General features: G+C 50.4%; 17 protein-coding genes. 10 read left to right on the plus strand and 7 right to left on the minus strand.

Annotated features, from left to right (window positions below):
- Window positions 1-197: 197 nt before the first annotated feature.
- Genes guaD through xdhA form a run of 4 tightly spaced genes read right to left on the minus strand, consistent with a single transcriptional unit; the run spans window position 198 to window position 6,246 of the window.
- A complete protein-coding gene (gene guaD, locus HVE01_RS16440; RefSeq protein ID WP_146945135.1) occupies window positions 198-1,511 on the minus strand; it encodes a guanine deaminase in 1,314 nt (437 codons plus the stop codon).
- Window position 1,512: 1 nt separating this feature from the next.
- Window positions 1,513-2,385 carry a xanthine dehydrogenase accessory protein XdhC gene (gene xdhC, locus HVE01_RS16445; protein ID WP_146945136.1) on the minus strand — a complete coding sequence of 291 codons (873 nt, stop codon included), beginning with the start codon at window positions 2,383-2,385 and terminating at the stop codon, window positions 1,513-1,515.
- Window positions 2,382-4,805 (minus strand): xanthine dehydrogenase molybdopterin binding subunit, encoded by a 2,424-nt coding sequence (gene xdhB / locus HVE01_RS16450; protein WP_146945137.1) that lies wholly within the window; start codon window positions 4,803-4,805, stop codon window positions 2,382-2,384. Before xdhB ends, xdhC begins: the two co-directional genes overlap by 4 nt.
- A complete protein-coding gene (xdhA, locus tag HVE01_RS16455; protein ID WP_125747562.1) occupies window positions 4,789-6,246 on the minus strand; it encodes a xanthine dehydrogenase small subunit in 1,458 nt (485 codons plus the stop codon). The genes xdhB and xdhA overlap by 17 nt, the downstream gene beginning before the upstream one ends.
- A 202-nt stretch (window positions 6,247-6,448) precedes the next feature.
- Between xdhA and HVE01_RS16460 the strand changes: the two genes are divergently transcribed.
- Together HVE01_RS16460 and hrpB are read left to right on the plus strand one after the other, a co-directional pair.
- Window positions 6,449-7,108: a TetR family transcriptional regulator C-terminal domain-containing protein gene (locus tag HVE01_RS16460; RefSeq protein ID WP_125747564.1), complete on the plus strand. Its 660-nt coding sequence runs from the start codon at window positions 6,449-6,451 to the stop codon at window positions 7,106-7,108.
- A gap of 20 nt (window positions 7,109-7,128) precedes the next feature.
- A complete protein-coding gene (gene hrpB / locus HVE01_RS16465; protein WP_164517079.1) occupies window positions 7,129-9,570 on the plus strand; it encodes an ATP-dependent helicase HrpB in 2,442 nt (813 codons plus the stop codon).
- Between the two features lie 35 nt (window positions 9,571-9,605).
- Here the strand turns inward: hrpB and HVE01_RS16470 are convergent, their stop codons facing one another.
- Together HVE01_RS16470 and HVE01_RS16475 are read right to left on the minus strand one after the other, a co-directional pair.
- Entirely contained in the window at window positions 9,606-9,821 is a 216-nt protein-coding gene (locus tag HVE01_RS16470) for a hypothetical protein (protein ID WP_125747569.1), read from the minus strand.
- Window positions 9,822-9,922: 101 nt separating this feature from the next.
- On the minus strand, window positions 9,923-10,282 hold the full coding sequence (locus tag HVE01_RS16475; protein ID WP_146945138.1) for a hypothetical protein: 360 nt from the start codon (window positions 10,280-10,282) through the stop codon (window positions 9,923-9,925).
- A gap of 132 nt (window positions 10,283-10,414) precedes the next feature.
- Between HVE01_RS16475 and HVE01_RS16480 the strand changes: the two genes are divergently transcribed.
- The 5 genes from HVE01_RS16480 to HVE01_RS16500 all read left to right on the plus strand — a co-directional run bounded on the left by HVE01_RS16480 (window position 10,415) and on the right by HVE01_RS16500 (window position 14,995).
- Window positions 10,415-10,588: a DUF2970 domain-containing protein gene (locus HVE01_RS16480; protein ID WP_125747573.1), complete on the plus strand. Its 174-nt coding sequence runs from the start codon at window positions 10,415-10,417 to the stop codon at window positions 10,586-10,588.
- 125 nt (window positions 10,589-10,713) lie between these two features.
- On the plus strand, window positions 10,714-11,835 hold the full coding sequence (gene coxB, locus HVE01_RS16485) for a cytochrome c oxidase subunit II (RefSeq protein ID WP_125747576.1): 1,122 nt from the start codon (window positions 10,714-10,716) through the stop codon (window positions 11,833-11,835).
- Between the two features lie 36 nt (window positions 11,836-11,871).
- On the plus strand, window positions 11,872-13,515 hold the full coding sequence (gene ctaD / locus HVE01_RS16490; protein WP_125747578.1) for a cytochrome c oxidase subunit I: 1,644 nt from the start codon (window positions 11,872-11,874) through the stop codon (window positions 13,513-13,515).
- 35 nt (window positions 13,516-13,550) lie between these two features.
- On the plus strand, window positions 13,551-14,141 hold the full coding sequence (locus HVE01_RS16495) for a cytochrome c oxidase assembly protein (RefSeq protein WP_125747580.1): 591 nt from the start codon (window positions 13,551-13,553) through the stop codon (window positions 14,139-14,141).
- A complete protein-coding gene (locus HVE01_RS16500; RefSeq protein ID WP_146945139.1) occupies window positions 14,138-14,995 on the plus strand; it encodes a cytochrome c oxidase subunit 3 in 858 nt (285 codons plus the stop codon). The genes HVE01_RS16495 and HVE01_RS16500 overlap by 4 nt, the downstream gene beginning before the upstream one ends.
- Window positions 14,996-14,999: 4 nt before the next feature.
- On the opposite strand, the gene HVE01_RS16505 is transcribed toward HVE01_RS16500, so the two are convergent.
- Complete coding sequence (locus tag HVE01_RS16505) at window positions 15,000-15,191, minus strand: DUF2909 domain-containing protein (RefSeq protein ID WP_146945140.1); 192 nt, start codon at window positions 15,189-15,191, stop codon at window positions 15,000-15,002.
- Between HVE01_RS16505 and HVE01_RS16510 the strand changes: the two genes are divergently transcribed.
- Genes HVE01_RS16510 through HVE01_RS16520 form a run of 3 tightly spaced genes read left to right on the plus strand, consistent with a single transcriptional unit; the run spans window position 15,190 to window position 17,594 of the window.
- A complete protein-coding gene (locus HVE01_RS16510) occupies window positions 15,190-15,915 on the plus strand; it encodes an SURF1 family protein (protein ID WP_146945141.1) in 726 nt (241 codons plus the stop codon). The genes HVE01_RS16505 and HVE01_RS16510 overlap by 2 nt on opposite strands.
- 10 nt (window positions 15,916-15,925) lie before the next feature.
- The gene (locus HVE01_RS16515) at window positions 15,926-16,432 is read left to right on the plus strand and encodes a hypothetical protein (protein ID WP_125747587.1); all 507 of its coding nucleotides are present in this window, start codon (window positions 15,926-15,928) and stop codon (window positions 16,430-16,432) included.
- A gap of 55 nt (window positions 16,433-16,487) precedes the next feature.
- A complete protein-coding gene (locus HVE01_RS16520; protein WP_146945142.1) occupies window positions 16,488-17,594 on the plus strand; it encodes a COX15/CtaA family protein in 1,107 nt (368 codons plus the stop codon).
- Window positions 17,595-17,694 lie beyond the last annotated feature (100 nt).

Raw genomic sequence — 17,694 nt, forward strand, 5'->3', positions numbered from 1 at the left:
CGCGGAAGAAAAAGCACTCCCTAGCCCCCTGTCACCTAGCCCCCTGTCACAAAGCGGCCACACCGCACGTCATTCCCGAGTGGGGGGATCGGGAATCCAACTTGGCCTGCAGCAGCCCTGAAGCCCTAGCCCAACATGGATTCCTGTGGGAATGACAAGGGCTAGGGCCTGCGGGAATGACGAGTTAACGTTGAAAATTAATCCCGTTGGTGCTGGCATTCGCCAGCGGCCCAAGTTTCATAGATAGCGCGATCATCAGCGAGCATCATCAGCGCAAATAAACGCTCGCCGAGCGTTGTGCTGTGTTGGATACGGCGCTTCAACAGCGATGTCGCATGAGGATCAATCACGACAAAGTCTGCTTCATAAGTGGGAGCGAGCTGACCGATATGGGTATCTAAGGAGAGCGCTTTTGCATTGCCATGGGTTAAACCGTAAAAACCTTGCCATGCGGTGAGAGGCTGTCCTCTTAGTTGGCCCACTTGATAGGCGGCTTTAAGCGTACCAAACCCTGATAAATCGGTGCCTGCGCCGATATCGCTAGCATAGGTAAATGCCATGCCGGTCTGTTTAGCTGCCTCTCGGTCAAATAATCCGCTGCCTAAGAAAAGGTTGGAGCTTGGACAAAAGGCAATATTAGCGCCTCGATCCGCCAAGCGTTGACGCATATCGTTATCCAAATGAATACCGTGTGCGAAGGTACTGCGGGGGCCGACTAATCCCGCATCCTCATAAACGGCTAAGTAGTCGCGGCTACCAGGAAATAGTTCGGCTACCCAGTCTAATTCCCCACTGTTTTCGGCCAAATGAGTTTGTAGCCACAAGCTAGAGTCATTGCGTAAGAGGGCGCCGGCAGCATCCATTTGCATTTTGGTGGAGGTGGGCGCAAAACGTGGCGTGACGCTATAACCTAGTCGGCCATTGCCATGCCAGTCTTGAATAAGTCGCTCACTGTCTGCAATTCCTGACACACCATCCATTAATGCGTCAGGCGCGTTGCGATCCATTAATACTTTACCAACCAGCATGCGTAGCTGACGTTTTTGGCAGGCGGTGAAGAACGCATCCACTGAACCAGGATGACTTGAGCCAAATACTTGGGCTGTTGTCGTTCCCGCGCGAAGCATTTCATCTAGAAAAGCGTTCGATAGCGCTTCTGCATGCGCATGATTGGCAAAACGGCACTCTTCAGGAAACGTATAGTCATTTAGCCAATCAAGTAGCTGGCGACCGTAGGAAGCCATGATGTCTAGCTGAACATAGTGAACGTGAGTATCGATAAAACCGGGCATAATCAACTTGCCACGATAATCAATAACATGGGCGTCACTTGGCAGTTGATCAGCGAGATCACCATAGTGGCCGACAGCCTGTATGTGACTGCCCTTTAGCCAAAGTAACCCGTCGCCATAATGCTCTAGGCTACCTGGTTGAGGTAGGTCGTCATTACCTGGGTCGCGTGCAAAACTGACAATTTCAGCGCGAATGAGCGTATCGATTGAGGAATTCATATTAACTCTGAGTCGTTTTTGTATCGTCAACAAGTGCACGAATTGCATTCGGCTCAAGGCCGCGCATGTCTAGTGAGGCTGGCTTGTCCGTTAGCCAAAGCAGCTCGGTTACCACTGTCAACGCAATCGCATAGGGGGTTTTATTGCTAAGTTTAGTGTTATGAATACAGCCAATGGGGCTGCGTACACGCTCTATTTGCTCAGTGGTATAGCCTTCGCGCTGCAGCCGTCCTCGGAAGCTTGCCCATTTGCTATCAGAGCCGATTAGTCCTATTGAGGCGATGTCATGGCGCTGTAGTAAAGCGGTAATAAGCGCATAATCTTCATCATGGTTGTGGGTTAATACCAGTGCGTGACACCCGGGGGGTAGGGCTGAAGTTGCCTCCTGTGCACTGCTCAGCTTATGGCAACTGAGTCGCGATTGCTGCTGGTCGTGTTCGTTAAATACATCGGTTCGGCTATCAAACCAGTGTATTTGCCAGGGTAGCGGTTCGCTAAGCGATACGATTTCTCGCCCGACATGACCGGCACCAAATAAAGCGATACTGATAGCGGCACCAGGAAACATTTCCAGCAGCACATTGACGTAGCCGCCACAGCACTGGCCGCTGCGCCCACCTAGCGAGAATGCCTCTAAGTGAAAGCCCGCGCGGCCTTGCTGTAAAAAGTCCCGCGCAGCGTGGATAGTTTGCCACTCGAAAGTACCGCCACCTAGCGTGTCATAGATCGCCTCTTGAGTGATCACCATACGCGCGCCGGGTTCACGCGGAGTTGAGCCCGCGCTAGTTACCTGAGTAGCCAATACGTGGGGAACACCGCTACGCTGCAAGCGATCGAGTGCCGCGTGCCAAGTTTCTGCTGGGGGCCGTGTCATAGTGCTTTTTCTCTAATTGCGTTTGCAGCGAGCATCACTCTTTCAGGAGTGGCGGGAGTGTCGAGATGGGGAGACTGTTGGTAATCGGTTAAGCTTGAAAGCGCATCACGTAGTGCAGACCAGACACAGATACCAAGCATAAACGGCGGCTCACCAACGGCTTTAGAGCGATATAGGCTTGCCATGGAGTTTGGGTGGCCTTCCAATAGTTCAACGTTAAAAATCGCGGGAAGATCGCCAAACGTGGGTATTTTATAGGTTGCAGGTCCGTCGCTAACCAGCGCACCGCTATCGTTCCACTTAAGCTCTTCACTGGTTAGCCAGCCCATTCCCTGGATAAAGCCACCTTCTACTTGGCCAATATCAATGGCAGGGTTTAGCGAATTGCCAACGTCATGCAGTACGTCAACGCGGTTGACTAAATATTCGCCGCTCAGGGTGTCAACACTCACTTCGGCGACAGCTGCTCCAAACGCGTAATAATAAAAAGGGCGGCCTTGGCCCGTTGTACGGTTGTAATGAATCAATGGTGTCGCATAAAAGCCTTTTTCTGAAAGTGAGATACGATTGAGGTAGGCTGTTTGGACAAGCTCTCCCCAAGGGATGCGACGCTCGCTTTCTCCAATACCAGCAATCAGCATGCCATTTTCCAGACGCATGCCTTCTCGATCTAAGCCGCCCTCAAAATGCACCGCAGCAAAGTCGAATAATCTTGCGCGCAATTTACTGGCGGCATCTCGCGCAGCCATACCATTGAGGTCGGCACCGCTTGAGGCCGCGGTAGGAGATGTGTTGGGTACTTTATCCGTGCGAGTTGCGCTAATCCGCACGCTATCTAAATCCAAGCCAAGCTCGCGAGCCACAACTTGGCAAATCTTGGTGTGCAGCCCTTGCCCCATTTCGGTGCCGCCGTGATTGATCATGATGCTGCCATCGGTATACACATGCAGCAGCGCACCAGCCTGGTTGAGGTGCTGGGCGGTAAATGAGATACCAAACTTTACTGGCGTTAGCGCGAGCCCTTTTTTAATAATGGGACTGTTGCTATTAAATGCCTTAATAGCCGCACGGCGCCCCCAGTAATCACTACTGGTTTCCAGTGTGTCTACCAGTGTATGGAGTAACTGTTTTTGATCCACTGATTGGCCGTAGTGAGTGACGTCGCGCCCGTCGCGATAGAAGTTTCGTTTGCGTATGATGAGAGGATCGTCACCGACTTTGCGCGCGATATCATCCATTGCAGCTTCGATAATCATCATACCCTGAGGGCCGCCGAAACCGCGAAAAGCTGTGTTAGAAGCGGTATGGGTCTTAGCGCGATGGCCGGTGACGCGGGCATTGCCTAATGAGTAGGCGTTGTCGGCATGGAACATTGCACGATCAACAATGGCGTCCGAAAGGTCAGGTGAATAGCCGCAGTCACCAATAACTGTTATGTCTCCCCCTTGGATGACGCCTTGCCGATTAATGGCTAGTCGGTAGCGATTATGAAATGGGTGTCGCTTACCGGTCGCGCGCATGTCATCACTGCGCGGTAGGCGTATACGTGTGGCTTTGCCAGTTCTGCGGGCAATAATAGCTGCCATACAAGCCCAAGGGGATGCTTGAGTTTCTTTGCCTCCAAAACCACCGCCCATTCGGCGTACTTCAACGGTGACAGCATGAAAAGGAATGCCCAGTACTTCAGCGACAAGCTTTTGGGTCTCACTAGGGTGCTGGTTAGAGGTATGAACAATGACCCCTTCATCTTCAGTGGGCAGAACCAAGCATGCTTGTCCCTCCAGGTAGAAATGTTCCTGCCCGCCGATGAAAAGCTCGCCTTCAATCGTTTGCTCGGCTTGGCGCAGTTCCGTTTGCCAATCACCACGCTCCTGAACATGTGTAGGGCGAACCACATCATTGCGTTCAGCAGCAGCCACCGGGTCGAGGCTCGCCGGTTGTTCGTCGATACTTAACTTGGCCAACGTTACCGCTCGGCGAGCAGCCTGAAGCGAGGTAGCGGCAACGGCGAAAATACACTGGCCTGCGTAGCTAATTTCTTGATCTACAAAAATGGGGTCGCCTGGGAAAACCGGGCCGATATCCGTATGACCGGGTACGTCGTGAAAAGTGATGACATCGACAACCCCAGGCGCTTGTTTAACTGCTTCAAGATCAAGCGTGGTCAACGTGCCGTGTGCGGCAGGAGACAGCCCCAGAGCTACATGCAGGGCATCTGCTGGTGCTTTGAGGTCATCGATGTAAGCGGCCTTGCCGGTAACGTGTTTTTCAGCGCTTTCATGGAAGCTGGCGGTGCCTGCTTGGCGCTGACCATGGCTATCGACAGTATGGCGGGCAAGTGGGCCTGACCCTTGGATGTGGTCATGTAATTCTCGACGAGCACGGCTGCTGTCGCCATCAAGTTTAGTGAGCGTACGCATGGAGCATCACCTCCTGGTTGGGTGACGAAAGCGATAAGTAGAGGCGTTCTAATAGGTTAAGTGCGGCTTGTTCTCGGTAGTATTGGCTGCCCCGTACATCGCTCATTGGCTGAAACTCTTCAGCAAGGGCTTGCTGGGCTGTTTGAAAGCTAGCTTTGGAGACGGGCTGGCCCTCTAGCGCAACTTCTGTTTGACTCGCTCGCTTGGGAGTGGCAGCCATACCGCCAAAGGCAATGCGAACATCCTCCATCACACCTTGATTAACACGGTAGCAAAACGCACCTAATACCGCCGTTATGTCATCCTCGCGCCGTTTAGAAAGCTTCCAAACCCTGAGTGTGGCTGATTCAGCCAGTTGAGGTATAAAAATACGACTGATGACTTCATCAGCAGCCAGTGCGGTTTTTTTATAGTCGATAAAAAAATCACTTAGCAACAGCTGGCGAGTACCGACATGGCTGGTAAGTTCTACCCAGGCATTGAGCGCCAGTAGCACCGGTGGCGTATCCCCAATTGGCGAAGCGTTGGCGATGTTGCCGCCGAGCGTTCCTCGGTTACGAACTTGTTGGGAGCCGAGCCTGTGAAGGAGGTGTGCAAACGCAGGAAAGTGACGGTTAAATAACGGCTCAAGCTGCGTGTACGTAACCCCAGCGCCTATCCACCAACCTGGTTGAGCTTGGAATGTCGCCTCTTCAATTTGGCCTAATTCAGCCACACGAGTGATATCGATAAGCTGATTCAACGCGGTGAGGCGCTGAGTGTTTTCCAACCACAGATCTGTTGCGCCAGCCACAAGGCGTGCATCAGGATAGCGATATCGTGCGTCGGTCAACTCAGCCAAGGTAGTTGGTTGTATGAAGCGTGGTTCGCTCTGTTCGGTTGACTCTGACACAGGAAGCGGCTGGCTGGCTGGCTGCGACGCATCGAACCACTGAGGTGCTTCCCAAGAGAAATCTTGCATGCTCAAGGCGGCGTCACGAATAGGACGGTATCCCGTGCAGCGGCATAAATTTCCACCTAGTGCGGCTTCCAGTGTGTCTGGTGTAAGAGGCGAGGGGCGCTGCTGCTGGTGGGTATGCAAGGTGAACAATGACATGACAATCCCAGGTGTGCAAAATCCGCACTGGCTGCCATGGCACTCGATCATTGCGCGTTGAGCTGGGTGCAAGTTGCCCTCAGTCGCGAGCCCTTCGACGGTAATGACATGCCGACCGTGAAGTTGGTGAGCCGGGGTAATGCACGCGTTGACGCTTAAAAAGCGGCTTTGCATATTGCCTGGATTGCTGATTGCGACTGTACAAGCGCCACAATCACCCGATGCGCAGCCCTCTTTTGTGCCAGTGAAGCCCAAATGATCGCGCAACAGCGTTAGAATGCTGGTGTCAGGGGGTACATGACACTGCTTGGGGGTGCCGTTGAGCAGGAACTCAATCGTAGCCATGCCAAACTCCGTTATGATTGTTCTGACCGATCGGTCAATATTGTTTAGCTTGAGACAAAAAAGCGCACCTTGCAAGAATTTGTTGCTAGCGCCGCTGTCTGTGCACTTGCACGGCAGGCGTCGATAAACCAATTTAATCTGATAGGTCCCATGGGCTGACCACTGGTGCCTATCCAAAGCGCTTATTAAAGGAGCTTAATCAATGACAGCGGATACCGCTAACCATGAAAATGCCAGCAGAGATCGCATTGAACAGACCATCCTGAGCGCTGCTGAGCAGGTGTTTTCTCAACATGGTTATCGTGGTGCCAGCCTTCAGGCAATCGCCGATATAGCAGGTCTTCCTAAAGCGAATATTCTCTATTACATGGGTAGTAAGCAGCTGCTTTATGTTCGACTGCTTAATCGAATGATGAACCGCTGGAATGCGGTACTTGAAGACATCACACCTGAAAGTGACCCAGCTAAGGTGTTAAGCGATTTTATACGTACCAAGATGATGCTGGGCCAGCGCTACCCCGAAGGTTCAAAGTTATTTGCCGCCGAGATTTTGGCAGGTGCGCCTTTCTTGAGTCATTACCTCTCTGGGGAGTTGAAAGAGTGGGTAGCTTCTCGTGCAGAAATTATCCATCAGTGGTCTCAGCTAGGAAAAATGGATGATGTCGATCCGCGCTGGCTTATATTCTTGATTTGGTCGTCCACCCAACACTACACGGAATACAGTGCGCAGGTAACGGGGATTTTAGGGACTGAGGGGCTTAGCGAAACGGATTTCGAGTCTATTTGCCGTTTCCTTGAGCATGTGATTTTGAAAGGATGCGGTATTTCAACGTCGCATTTATCAAACGACTCATCAGTTTAGCTACTATGCCCCTATTGGCGATGTCTACGCTTCCAATTGAGCAGCACCTCAAGCCGATTCAGACGGCTCTCTCTGAACATAACCGACTTATCTTGGTCGCTCAGCCGGGGGCGGGTAAGACAACCAGAGTCCCGCTGACCTTGCTAAACAGTCAATGGGCGCAGGGCCAGAAGATACTGTTGCTAGAGCCTCGACGGGTAGCTGCTCGTTTGGCGGCAAGCTTTATGGCCGCGCAGCTTAATGAGCCTATCGGTAAGACAGTTGGCTATCGTATGCGCGGGGACAGTAAAGTGAGCTCGGATACTCGTTTGGAGGTGCTCACTCAGGGCGTCCTGACGCGTATGCTGCAAGATGATCCGTTGCTCGAAGGAGTCGCCGGTATCATCTTCGATGAGTTTCATGAGCGCAGCATAGAAGCAGATCTTGGGCTGGCGCTATCGCTGGACATTCAGCAAAGCGTTCGCGATGACTTACGACTGGTGGTGATGTCTGCGACGTTAGATGTTGCCGCGCTAACAAACGTATTGGGTCGCGATACATGCGTGATTGAAAGCACAGGTCGCGAATTCCCAATCGACACATATCACCGCCCTTTGGGGGGCGATGAGACGCTAGATGCCGCTGCTTACCGAGTGGTAACCGAGGCCTTGGCGAATGTTGATAGTCGCGACGTGCTGGTGATTTTACCAGGGGTAGCAGAGATAACCCGGCTAGTACAAATGCTGGAAAATAGTGCCTTTGATGTTGAGGTGCGCGCATTGCATGGCGGCATGTCCATCGAAGCGCAGCAAGCTGCATTGAGGCTACATGAAACACGCCAGCGAGTGATTGTCGCGACGGCCATTGCGGAATCCAGCGTGACTGTTGATGGCGTTAATGTGGTCATTGACGCGGGCTTGGAGCGAGTACCGTTGTTTCAGCCGCAAACAGGGCTTACTCGACTAACTACCCGGCGCGTCAATCGTGCCAGCGCTGATCAACGTCGCGGACGTGCAGGGCGGCAACAGCCGGGCACGTGTTATCGGTTGTGGTCTCAAGAGCAGCCAATGGTTGCTTACGGTGAACCCGAGATAGCCCAAGCTGATTTATCAAGGCTAGCGCTGGAAGTCGCCAGATGGGGAGCACGTTCGCCAGAAGAGTTAGTTTGGATGACGCCACCGCCTAACGGTGCATGGCAAAGTAGTCAGGCTTTGCTCCGTCAGCTTGGCATTCTTGATACAGTGGGATTATTAACACCCTTAGGTAAACAAAGTGCGCGCTGGCCGCTTGAGCCACGTTTAGCGGTCATGCTGTCAAAAGCAGCGTCATTGAATGCAGTACCGCTTGCCTGTGCTTTAGCAGCTCTGTTAGAGGGCAGAGAGCGTGTCAGTGGCTCGCTAAGAGATGCGCTGGCTCAGCGGCTCGGCCAATCCAGGCGGTTTCCTCAATGGCAACGAGAAACTCAGCGTCTTATGGATATGGCTAGCCTCAAGCTGCCAGATAAGCTACCGCTTGAGCCGCTTAGCTGCCTGCTGGCGATAGCTTACCCGGATCGTGTTGGTCAATTCATCAGTCCAGGTCGGTTCAAGCTTGCCAATGGCAAAACCGCCACGCTCTCCGCTAGCCACCTCCTGGCGAATGAAGCATTTATCGTCGCCGTTAGCGTAGAGAGTGCCAGTAGTGAGGCGGCAATTTACCTGGCAGAACCGATTATGCAGACAGCGCTTATTGACCTTTACCCTGAAACTCAACAGTGGGAGGAGCGTGTTACTTGGTCAGATGCCCAAGGAAAGCTTCTTGGTGAAGCTGTTCAGCGCCATGGTGAACTTGTATTGGCACGTCGGCCCTTAGCGGAGTTATCTAGAGAGGCCGTCCAGCAAGCATTGCTGAGTGCATTGAAACAACGACCTGCGGCGCTTTTTAATGGCAAGGTTAAGCAGTTACGGGGGCGAATGGCGCTAGTGGCGAGCCTTTATTCTGACGTATGGCCTGACTGGTCAGAGAGCGCGCTATTGGACAGTTTGGATGTATGGCTGGCACCTTACATGACGGGTATAACACGCTTCAGCCAGCTAGAAAAAATGCCATTCCATAGCTACTTAATGGCAACGCTTAGTTGGGACGAGCAAAGCCATTTTGAACGTTTAACACCGCCGTCAATAATGGCTCCTAGTGGTAATCAAGCATCGGTTGATTATGAGCCTTGCCTAACAGGAAGACCGCCAGTGCTTGCTCTGAAGTTACAGGAAGCGTTTGGTTGGCAGGATACCCCCACCGTTGCGGACGGTCATATGCCTGTTGTCATTCATCTGCTTTCACCAGCCAAAAGGCCGCTTCAAGTGACTCAGGATTTACGTAGTTTTTGGGTGAATGGCTACCCAGAGGTGCGTAAAGAGATGCGTGGCCGCTATCCTAAACACCCCTGGCCAGAAGATCCGATGACCGCTCAAGCAACGGCATCGACAAAACGACATAAAGTTTAATGGTGCCGTTTAAAGAGAAGCCTGATCGAAGAAGATCATTCCGTTTGCTCATCAGGTATTTTACCTGGTAAGCGATAGCGTACTCCGTCGGCGCGCTGCTCTTCATAACGCCGGTTTTCTTCTTCTGGGGGCACTCCCAGTACAGTCTCTTGCGACCCATCCGGCCAAGTGTAAGTTGTGCACCCGGTTAACGATACTAAGACCACGGTTATCAACGAGAACAACAAAATAAATCCACGACATTTGGGCATATTAGGCTCCATCACCAGTTATAAGCTGCTCTTAGCAAAGCGTGCGTAGTGTGAATGGCACGACAGCAAGTCGTAAGCTTAATCCCAAATTGTTAGATTTGTTAGATTTCTTCCCAAAGGCTACGTCGAAATTCATGGGAAAGCTGAGATACCTTAGCGAAACGCTCAAGGTTAGCATCGGTAAGCGTTTTGACCATCTCTTGGTAATGCTCAGTGAGTTCCTTAGCGCTACAGCTCTCGTTGTCATCAGTCAGGCATAGCGTCAGTTTTTCGCTACTTTTAGCGATAGCTTGGAAAAGCTCGGCCTCCAGTTGCATGGCTTCTGTGACGCTCTCAAGCCATGCAATCTGACAACGTACCATTGGCATGGTGCTCAATAGGCAGTAATGCTGCCACCAAGCCACGATATCTTGGTTGACGTCGTAGGCGGATGAGGGCTGCTTGTTGTGTGTATGGTCCATGGCAGGTTCCTATCGAGTTTTTCAATTTGTGAGGCATTCTTCACAGGTTCTCCTATCTTCAACTATAGCTAAAGCTATGCAGAAGAGCTGCACATTCAGACAGCGCGATACGTGATAGCGAGGAGAGGCTCAATGTGGTCAGTCGTTAAATCAGTACTGTCAGCACTTTTAGGTGTACAAAATGACCTCAAACGGCAACAGGATTTTTCTAGCGGCAACCCCGCTGTCTTTATTGTGACGGGGATTGTAGTCACGCTCATATTTGTTTTGATCTTAGTGGGGATTGCAGTGATTGCATCGCGATGAAGCGTTGATACACCTCACGATAGTTGTTCGTGACGAATGCCACATGTTTTCTATACTGACGTTAATCAGTTAATTCTGACCTAATAAAAGGGTTGGCGAGAACAACAATAATAACGGAGGTCGCTATGCATCTATCGTGGCAATGGCTGCTAACCATTACCAGTGCCTTCAGTATCACTCAAGCTCATGCTCATGATAATGGCTGGAATATGCCTATTGGGGTCACCGATATCAGCCAAGATATTTTTGGGCTGCATATGGCGATTTTTTGGGTATGCGTGGTAATTGGAGTGATTGTGTTTGGGGTGATGTTTTTCTCACTATTCAAATACAGACACTCAAAAGGGGGAAAAGCGGCGAATTTTCATGAGCATACCTCCGTTGAAATTCTTTGGACCGCTATTCCTATTCTGATTTTGATTGGCATGGCCGTGCCCGCAACGGCGACGCTGAAGAATATGTACGATTCTTCAGAAGCTGATCTAGATGTGATGATTACTGGCCAACAATGGCGCTGGCGCTACGAGTACCTTGGTGAAGATGTTGCGTTTACATCCAATATGAGCACACCAACTGCACAAATTCGTGGAGAAGAATCGAGAGATGAACACTATTTGTTAGACGTAGATGAGCCATTGGTACTGCCGATCAATCGTAAAGTGCGCTTTTTAATGACGTCAGATGACGTTATTCACTCTTGGTGGGTGCCTGAGCTAGCCGTTAAGCAGGATACGATTCCTGGGTTCATCAATGAGAACTGGGTGAAAATTAATGAGCCGGGGATCTATCGTGGTCAATGTGCTGAGCTTTGCGGCGTTAACCACGGATTTATGCCAGTGGTTGTGCATGCGATGGAAGAAGAAGAGTTCGAAGCATGGCTGGCAGAACGTAAAGAAGCCGCAGAGCAAGAGGCGATGGGGGTTGACCGAGAGTGGGAAATGGATGATTTGATGGCGCGGGGGGAGACTGTTTATCAGACTATCTGTTCTGCCTGTCACCAAAACGAAGGTCAGGGGGCGCCACCCGCATTTCCTGCACTAGCCAATAATAATCAATTGATTAGCGATTTGGATTGGCATATGGATCGGGTTATTAACGGTGTTTCTGGCGCTGCTATGCCCGCATTCCGCAGCACGTTAAATCCTGTCGAAATAGCTGCTGTTGTTACTTATACCCGCAATGCTTGGGGCAATGAGACAGGTGATGCGGTGCAGCCAGCTGTGGTGGCCGAACGTATTGCACAATAATTTAAGGTACTAACAATAAATCAGGCGGAGATGCTCATGGCGCCCAAACTACCTCCTCAACACTCGCTGCAACATAGCTCCACTGCAGCGGCTGGCGGTCACTCTCATCACGACCATGCAGCTCAGCCCAAAGGGATACTACGCTGGGTTTTGACAACTAATCATAAAGAAATTGGTTCTCTATACCTGATTTTTTCTCTCACTATGTTTTTTGTTGGAGGCATATTTGCCCTAGTAGTGAGAGCCGAGCTATTTCAACCTGGTTTGCAGCTTATAGAGCCGGAATTTTTCAACCAAATGACCACCATGCATGGATTAATAATGGTGTTTGCTGCGGTAATGCCAGCGTTTACTGGGCTAGCCAATTGGATGATTCCACTGCAGATTGGTGCGCCGGATATGGCGCTGCCCAGGCTTAATAACTTTAGTTTCTGGCTGCTTCCGGTGGCGTTTACATTGTTACTTTCTACACTATTTATGCCGGGGGGCGGGCCCAATTTTGGCTGGACATTTTATGCGCCATTATCGACGACTTACGCACCTGCCTCTACAACATTCTTTATTTTAGCCCTGCACATTGCAGGTATTAGCTCGATTCTTGGGGCTATAAATATTATTGCGACCATTCTGAATATGCGCGCACCTGGAATGCGCATGATGGATATGCCGCTGTTCGTATGGACATGGTTAATTACGGCTTTTCTATTGATTGCGGTAATGCCTGTACTAGCGGGCGTTATAACCATGATGCTGATGGATATAAACTTCGGTACCAGTTTCTTTGACGCTGCGGGTGGCGGTGATCCAGTGCTTTTCCAGCACTTATTCTGGTTCTTTGGCCACCCTGAAGTTTACATCATGATTTTGCCGGCTTTTGGTATTGTCTCAGCCATTATTCCTACCTTCGCGCGTAAGCCTTTGTTTGGGTACGCATCTATGGTGTATGCCACGGCAGCTATCGCGCTGTTGTCATTTTTAGTTTGGGCACACCATATGTTTATCGTCGGTCTTCCGCTAACAGCGGAGCTGTTTTTCATGTACTCGACCATGCTGATCGCCGTGCCCACAGGCGTGAAAGTATTTAACTGGGTGACCACGCTGTTTCGTGGCTCGATCAGTTTTGAGCCGCCTATGCTGTTTGCTTTGGCCTTCGTCGTGCTATTCACCATAGGTGGTTTCTCAGGACTCATGTTGGCCATTGCACCTGCGGATTTCCAATACCACGATACCTACTTTGTCGTGGCGCATTTCCATTATGTACTGGTGCCGGGGGCTATTTTTGCCATTATGGCTGGCGTCTACTATTGGCTACCCAAATGGACAGGCCACTATCCTAACGAGCGACTTGCCCAATGCCATTTTTGGTGCTCTATCGTTGGCGTTAATCTAACGTTTTTCCCTATGCATTTCGCAGGCTTGGCGGGCATGCCAAGGCGCATTCCTGACTATGCCTTACAATTTGCGGATTTCAATTTGCTCTCCAGCATTGGTGCCTTCTTTTTTGGTGCGTCACAGCTGATGTTTGTATTGGTTGTAGTGCTGTGCGTGAGAGGAGGTAAAAAAGCACCTGCAAAAGCTTGGGAAGGCGCAGAAGACCTAGAGTGGAGCGTTCCCAGTCCGGCACCATTGCATACTTTTGAGACACCGCCCGTATTTAACCGTACCCATCATCATGACTAATAGGCTATCTATCAGTGGATGGCCTAGGGGGATATATGGCAGTCAACGATACGGTGCAATCAGTTGGGGTTAAGCGGACGGTTATTCGTACGGTGGCGGCGCTCATTGGAATGTTTGCCTTCGCATTCGCACTGGTCCCTCTATATAACGTGTTCTGCAGTGTGACAGGGCTTAATGGCAAGGTGGATACAACGGCCAAAGCCATTATTCATGAAGGAGTTGATCAGTCTCGTTATATTACTGTTCAGTTTATTACTCGAGGTAGTGCGGGATTGCCATGGCGAATGAGCGTCGAAAACCGCCAAATGCGTGTGCACCCAGGCCAAACAGCTGAGGTAGATTTTACGTTTACTAACAACAGTCATGTCGAAAGTTGGGGGCGGGCTGTACCTAGCGTTTCTCCTTCAAACGCTACGACGCATTTAAGAAAAGTAAGCTGTTTTTGTTTCCAAGAGCAGCAACTTCAGGGGGATGAGCGTTTGACGATTCCTCTGATATTCCAGCTATCGCGTGACCTTCCCGAGGACATTAATACGATAACGCTGGTGTATACCTTGTACCCGGTTCATCACTTAGTAAAAGACACCTCGAAGAATGACAACAACACGATAGGGGATTCGATATGAGTGGCGGCTACTATGTTCCAACAACGAGTCGATGGCCTATTCTAGGCTCGCTGGCGCTCGGGGCTATGATGGTGGGTACAGGGATTAAGCTTGTGTACGACACGGGTACCCCGTTCATGCTAATCGGTGTGGCTTGTGTAATCACCGTCATGGGGCTTTGGTTCAGAGATGTTATTCACGAGTCAATGAGCGGACTTTACGATGCCCAAATGGATCGCTCGTTTCGGTGGGGGATGGGCTGGTTTATTTTTTCGGAGGTGATGTTTTTTGCAGCTTTCTTTGGTGCGCTGTTCTACGTTAGAACGTTCGCTATACCCTGGTTAGGTGGTGAAGGTGCAAAAGGTGTTTCTGCGTTGCTGTGGCCTGATTTTGTCGCTCAGTGGCCGTTGTTAAACCCGCCTGATTCATCAGTGGCTGGCCCGGATAGTGTCTTAAGTCCATGGCAATTGCCACTCGTCAATACGCTCATTTTGGTAACGTCTAGCATTACGTTAACGGTCGCGCATGAGGCTTTAAAATTGGGCGAACGTAAGACGTGCAGAAACTGGCTGTCAGGAACTGTATTGCTAGGCTGCTGTTTTATTATGATTCAGGGCGTCGAATATTATGAAGCCTACAACCATTATGGCATTACGCTTGAGGCAGGTATCTTCGGCGCTACTTTCTTTATTCTGACGGGCTTCCACGGCGTTCACGTCATTATAGGTACATTAATTTTAACCAGCATGCTGATACGTATACATAAAGGACACTTTGCCCAAGATCATCATTTTGGTTTTGAAGCCTCTTGTTGGTATTGGCACTTTGTAGATGTCGTGTGGGTTGGATTATTTATTTTTGTATACGTTTTTTAATCAATCAGCCTAAATCTCCCGACCAGAAGCCAAATACTAACAAGGCCATGAGTAGGCATGTTAACCCAATGCGCCATTTAAGGGATGCTAGTAGCCGTCGCGAGCTGCTGTCATCCTTTAATAAAAAACCTGCGCTGGCCGCTAAGCTAGCGACTATTCCAATAAAAACTAGGCCAATGAGCAGCTTTAACCACATGAAGAAAACCTCTTTTGGGTCGCAACGTCTATACGTCTGGTGTGTGTTTTGGGGCGTATTAGTTTTACTAGGTATCTTCCTAGGACTATGGCAGTGGGAGCGTGCCGCTGACAAGCGAGTTTTGTTAGCCGCACGGGAGGCTGCGCCTTCGGTTAAATCGCCTCTTACTATGCCAGTAGAGGGATCTGAGTTGCATTTGCAAGGAGAGTACCTCGCTAACCATACGCTTTATCTGGATAACCGCATTGTAGATGGGCATTTGGGCGTGGCTGTGTTAACCCCTTTTCGAGATACTTCTGATCAGTTGTGGCTTATTCAACGAGGTTTTATTGAAACAGGGCCAAGTAGGGCGGCGCCTCAAGCGGATACTCCAGAGGGTGTCGTCAGCGTTTCAGGAGAGTGGCAGGTTGCGCGCTCCGGCGGTCCGCTATATGGCAAAAACAGGGAAGGGCTAAGGCTGCAGCAGATCAGTTTAACTCCATGGGAATCAACATTGCCCGCCTTCACTTACGCTGGCTGGTTGCATGCTGATCAGGGTGAGGGGGTGTTTACGCCCTGGTGGGAAGCTAACGTGATGCCGCCTAGTCGCCATCTTGGCTATGCTTTTCAATGGTGGGGATTAGCGCTTGCTGCGACAGTGGTCATGGTATTGGGCGGCCGTCGCCTGCGCAAAGATAGCCTTGCAAAAGATAGTCTTACAAAAGATAGCTTTACAGGTTGCTGAGGGGAAAAGCATGCAACAACGCCAGCCAGTTCATTATCCGCGAGTTAAATTGATGCTGATATTTGCAGCATTTGCGGCGCCTATTGTTACTGCGTGGATAATGTTGACATGGCAAATAGGCATACCCAGTGAAGATACTGCCCATGGTCAAGTGCATGTCAGCGTACCAGTACTAGATGACTGGCCTCTGAGCGCTCAACCCGAAAAAAACGATGCTTGGACACTGGTATTTGATTGTACTTCTCTCTGTGATGAGCGCATGGATGAATTGTGGCGTCTGCACCGTGCGTTGGGCCGTGAAGCTCCTCGTTTACAGCGGCTGCGAATAGGTGGGAGTGCACAAGAGCTGCCAGGAGAAACGGTTAATCGTTGGCTGGCAGAACCTGCATGGCGTGAAGAAAATAGTGTATGGCTAATGGATCCTTTCGGCAGGCCAGCGTTGTCATTTAATAAGGCAGTGCCTGCAGCTGATATTCTCGATGATATACGTCACTTGTTTAAGGTTAACCCGCTATAGCGAACACCACATTGTTACTCTGCATGCTCGACCTCGCAGGTCGTAAGGAAGCAACGTGCCATATTCCACTGAGCGACGCTTACAATGGCTGAAACGTTTAACTTTGATCGGTACTACGCTGACAGCGTTCGTGATTCTAGTTGGTGCATGGACGCGCTTGGTTGACGCAGGTTTGGGATGCCCAGATTGGCCAGGTTGTTATGGGCGGTTGTTAGTCCCTGACGCCGAGCATGCTGCCTTGCAGCATCCCGATGTTCCTCTTGTGCCTTTTAAAGCATGGGTAGAGATGGCTCATCGGTATGTAGCAAGTTTGTTAGGACTTATTGTTTTAAGCGTAGTGGCGCTGGGTTTTTCATTACGTAAACGTGCGGGATTTCCATGGAAAGTAAGTATTCTCTTGCTCGTTGTTATTCTACTTCAAGGCGCATTTGGCGCTTTTACAGTGACGCTAAAGCTTTGGCCACAAGTAGTTACTTTGCATTTGTTGGGTGGGCTGAGTGTACTGATGGTGTTTTTTTGGTTGCATTTGCGAACTCGGCATAGCTTGACAAAGCTTGTGTCTACCTCTTCAGGCCATACCTCCTCAGGCCATACTTCTTCACCTACACGCTATATCTCTCCACTTAGGAACGCTAATGTGCTTTGGGTGATAGGCGTGTTGGTATTAGTTTTGCAGCTTGCTTTAGGTGGCTGGGTAACCAGTAACTATGCAGGTATTGCCTGCCAGGGGTTTCCAACCTGCAATACGCAATGGTGGCCGGAAATGGACATAAGCGAAGGCTTTCACCTGACACAAACTGTTGGCCCTAATTATTTGCACGGGCAGTTACATGCCGACGCACGGACGGCTATTCACGTTATGCACCGTATTGGAGCGCTTGTGCTTGGCATTGTAGTGTCAGCGCTATGGTGGCGATATCGCCATGCTGTGTCTGTTGGGCGAGCGCTTAGATTGGTGGTAATTGCTTATTTTGCCCAAGTCGCGCTTGGTATTGCTAATGTGTTGCTGTGGCTTCCACTATGGCTGGCTCTGTTGCATACCGCTGGAGCGGTTGCGCTGACCTTGAGTATGGGCTGGGCGGTCTGGTGCTGGAAATATCGCTCTAGTCAGCACTTTAGTGAGGTGAATGATCTAAAGTCAACGCAGGTTTTCTTGACGTAAGGTGAGGTTTTGCTTCTTTAAAAACAGTGGGAGGCTGTTTATTTTTGAGCTGAAACAGAGCTGGAAAATAGTCAAAGTGGTCTCATTGGGGGAATAGGGT

It is taken from the genome of Vreelandella venusta (genome assembly GCF_007989605.1).
Taxonomy (GTDB): Bacteria; Pseudomonadota; Gammaproteobacteria; order Pseudomonadales; family Halomonadaceae; genus Vreelandella; species Vreelandella venusta.

Excerpts from the sequence above, each read along its gene's own strand:
- guaD (WP_146945135.1), bottom strand. The coding sequence starts at position 1,511 with ATGAATTCCTCAATCGATACGCTCATTCGCGCTGAAATTGTCAGTTTT.
- xdhC (WP_146945136.1), bottom strand. The coding sequence starts at position 2,385 with ATGACACGGCCCCCAGCAGAAACTTGGCACGCGGCACTCGATCGCTTG.
- xdhB (WP_146945137.1), bottom strand. The coding sequence starts at position 4,805 with ATGCGTACGCTCACTAAACTTGATGGCGACAGCAGCCGTGCTCGTCGA.
- xdhA (WP_125747562.1), bottom strand. The coding sequence starts at position 6,246 with ATGGCTACGATTGAGTTCCTGCTCAACGGCACCCCCAAGCAGTGTCAT.
- HVE01_RS16460 (WP_125747564.1), top strand. The coding sequence starts at position 6,449 with ATGACAGCGGATACCGCTAACCATGAAAATGCCAGCAGAGATCGCATT.
- hrpB (WP_164517079.1), top strand. The coding sequence starts at position 7,129 with ATGTCTACGCTTCCAATTGAGCAGCACCTCAAGCCGATTCAGACGGCT.
- HVE01_RS16470 (WP_125747569.1), bottom strand. The coding sequence starts at position 9,821 with ATGCCCAAATGTCGTGGATTTATTTTGTTGTTCTCGTTGATAACCGTG.
- HVE01_RS16475 (WP_146945138.1), bottom strand. The coding sequence starts at position 10,282 with ATGGACCATACACACAACAAGCAGCCCTCATCCGCCTACGACGTCAAC.
- HVE01_RS16480 (WP_125747573.1), top strand. The coding sequence starts at position 10,415 with ATGTGGTCAGTCGTTAAATCAGTACTGTCAGCACTTTTAGGTGTACAA.
- coxB (WP_125747576.1), top strand. The coding sequence starts at position 10,714 with ATGCATCTATCGTGGCAATGGCTGCTAACCATTACCAGTGCCTTCAGT.
- ctaD (WP_125747578.1), top strand. The coding sequence starts at position 11,872 with ATGGCGCCCAAACTACCTCCTCAACACTCGCTGCAACATAGCTCCACT.
- HVE01_RS16495 (WP_125747580.1), top strand. The coding sequence starts at position 13,551 with ATGGCAGTCAACGATACGGTGCAATCAGTTGGGGTTAAGCGGACGGTT.
- HVE01_RS16500 (WP_146945139.1), top strand. The coding sequence starts at position 14,138 with ATGAGTGGCGGCTACTATGTTCCAACAACGAGTCGATGGCCTATTCTA.
- HVE01_RS16510 (WP_146945141.1), top strand. The coding sequence starts at position 15,190 with ATGAAGAAAACCTCTTTTGGGTCGCAACGTCTATACGTCTGGTGTGTG.
- HVE01_RS16505 (WP_146945140.1), bottom strand. The coding sequence starts at position 15,191 with ATGTGGTTAAAGCTGCTCATTGGCCTAGTTTTTATTGGAATAGTCGCT.
- HVE01_RS16515 (WP_125747587.1), top strand. The coding sequence starts at position 15,926 with ATGCAACAACGCCAGCCAGTTCATTATCCGCGAGTTAAATTGATGCTG.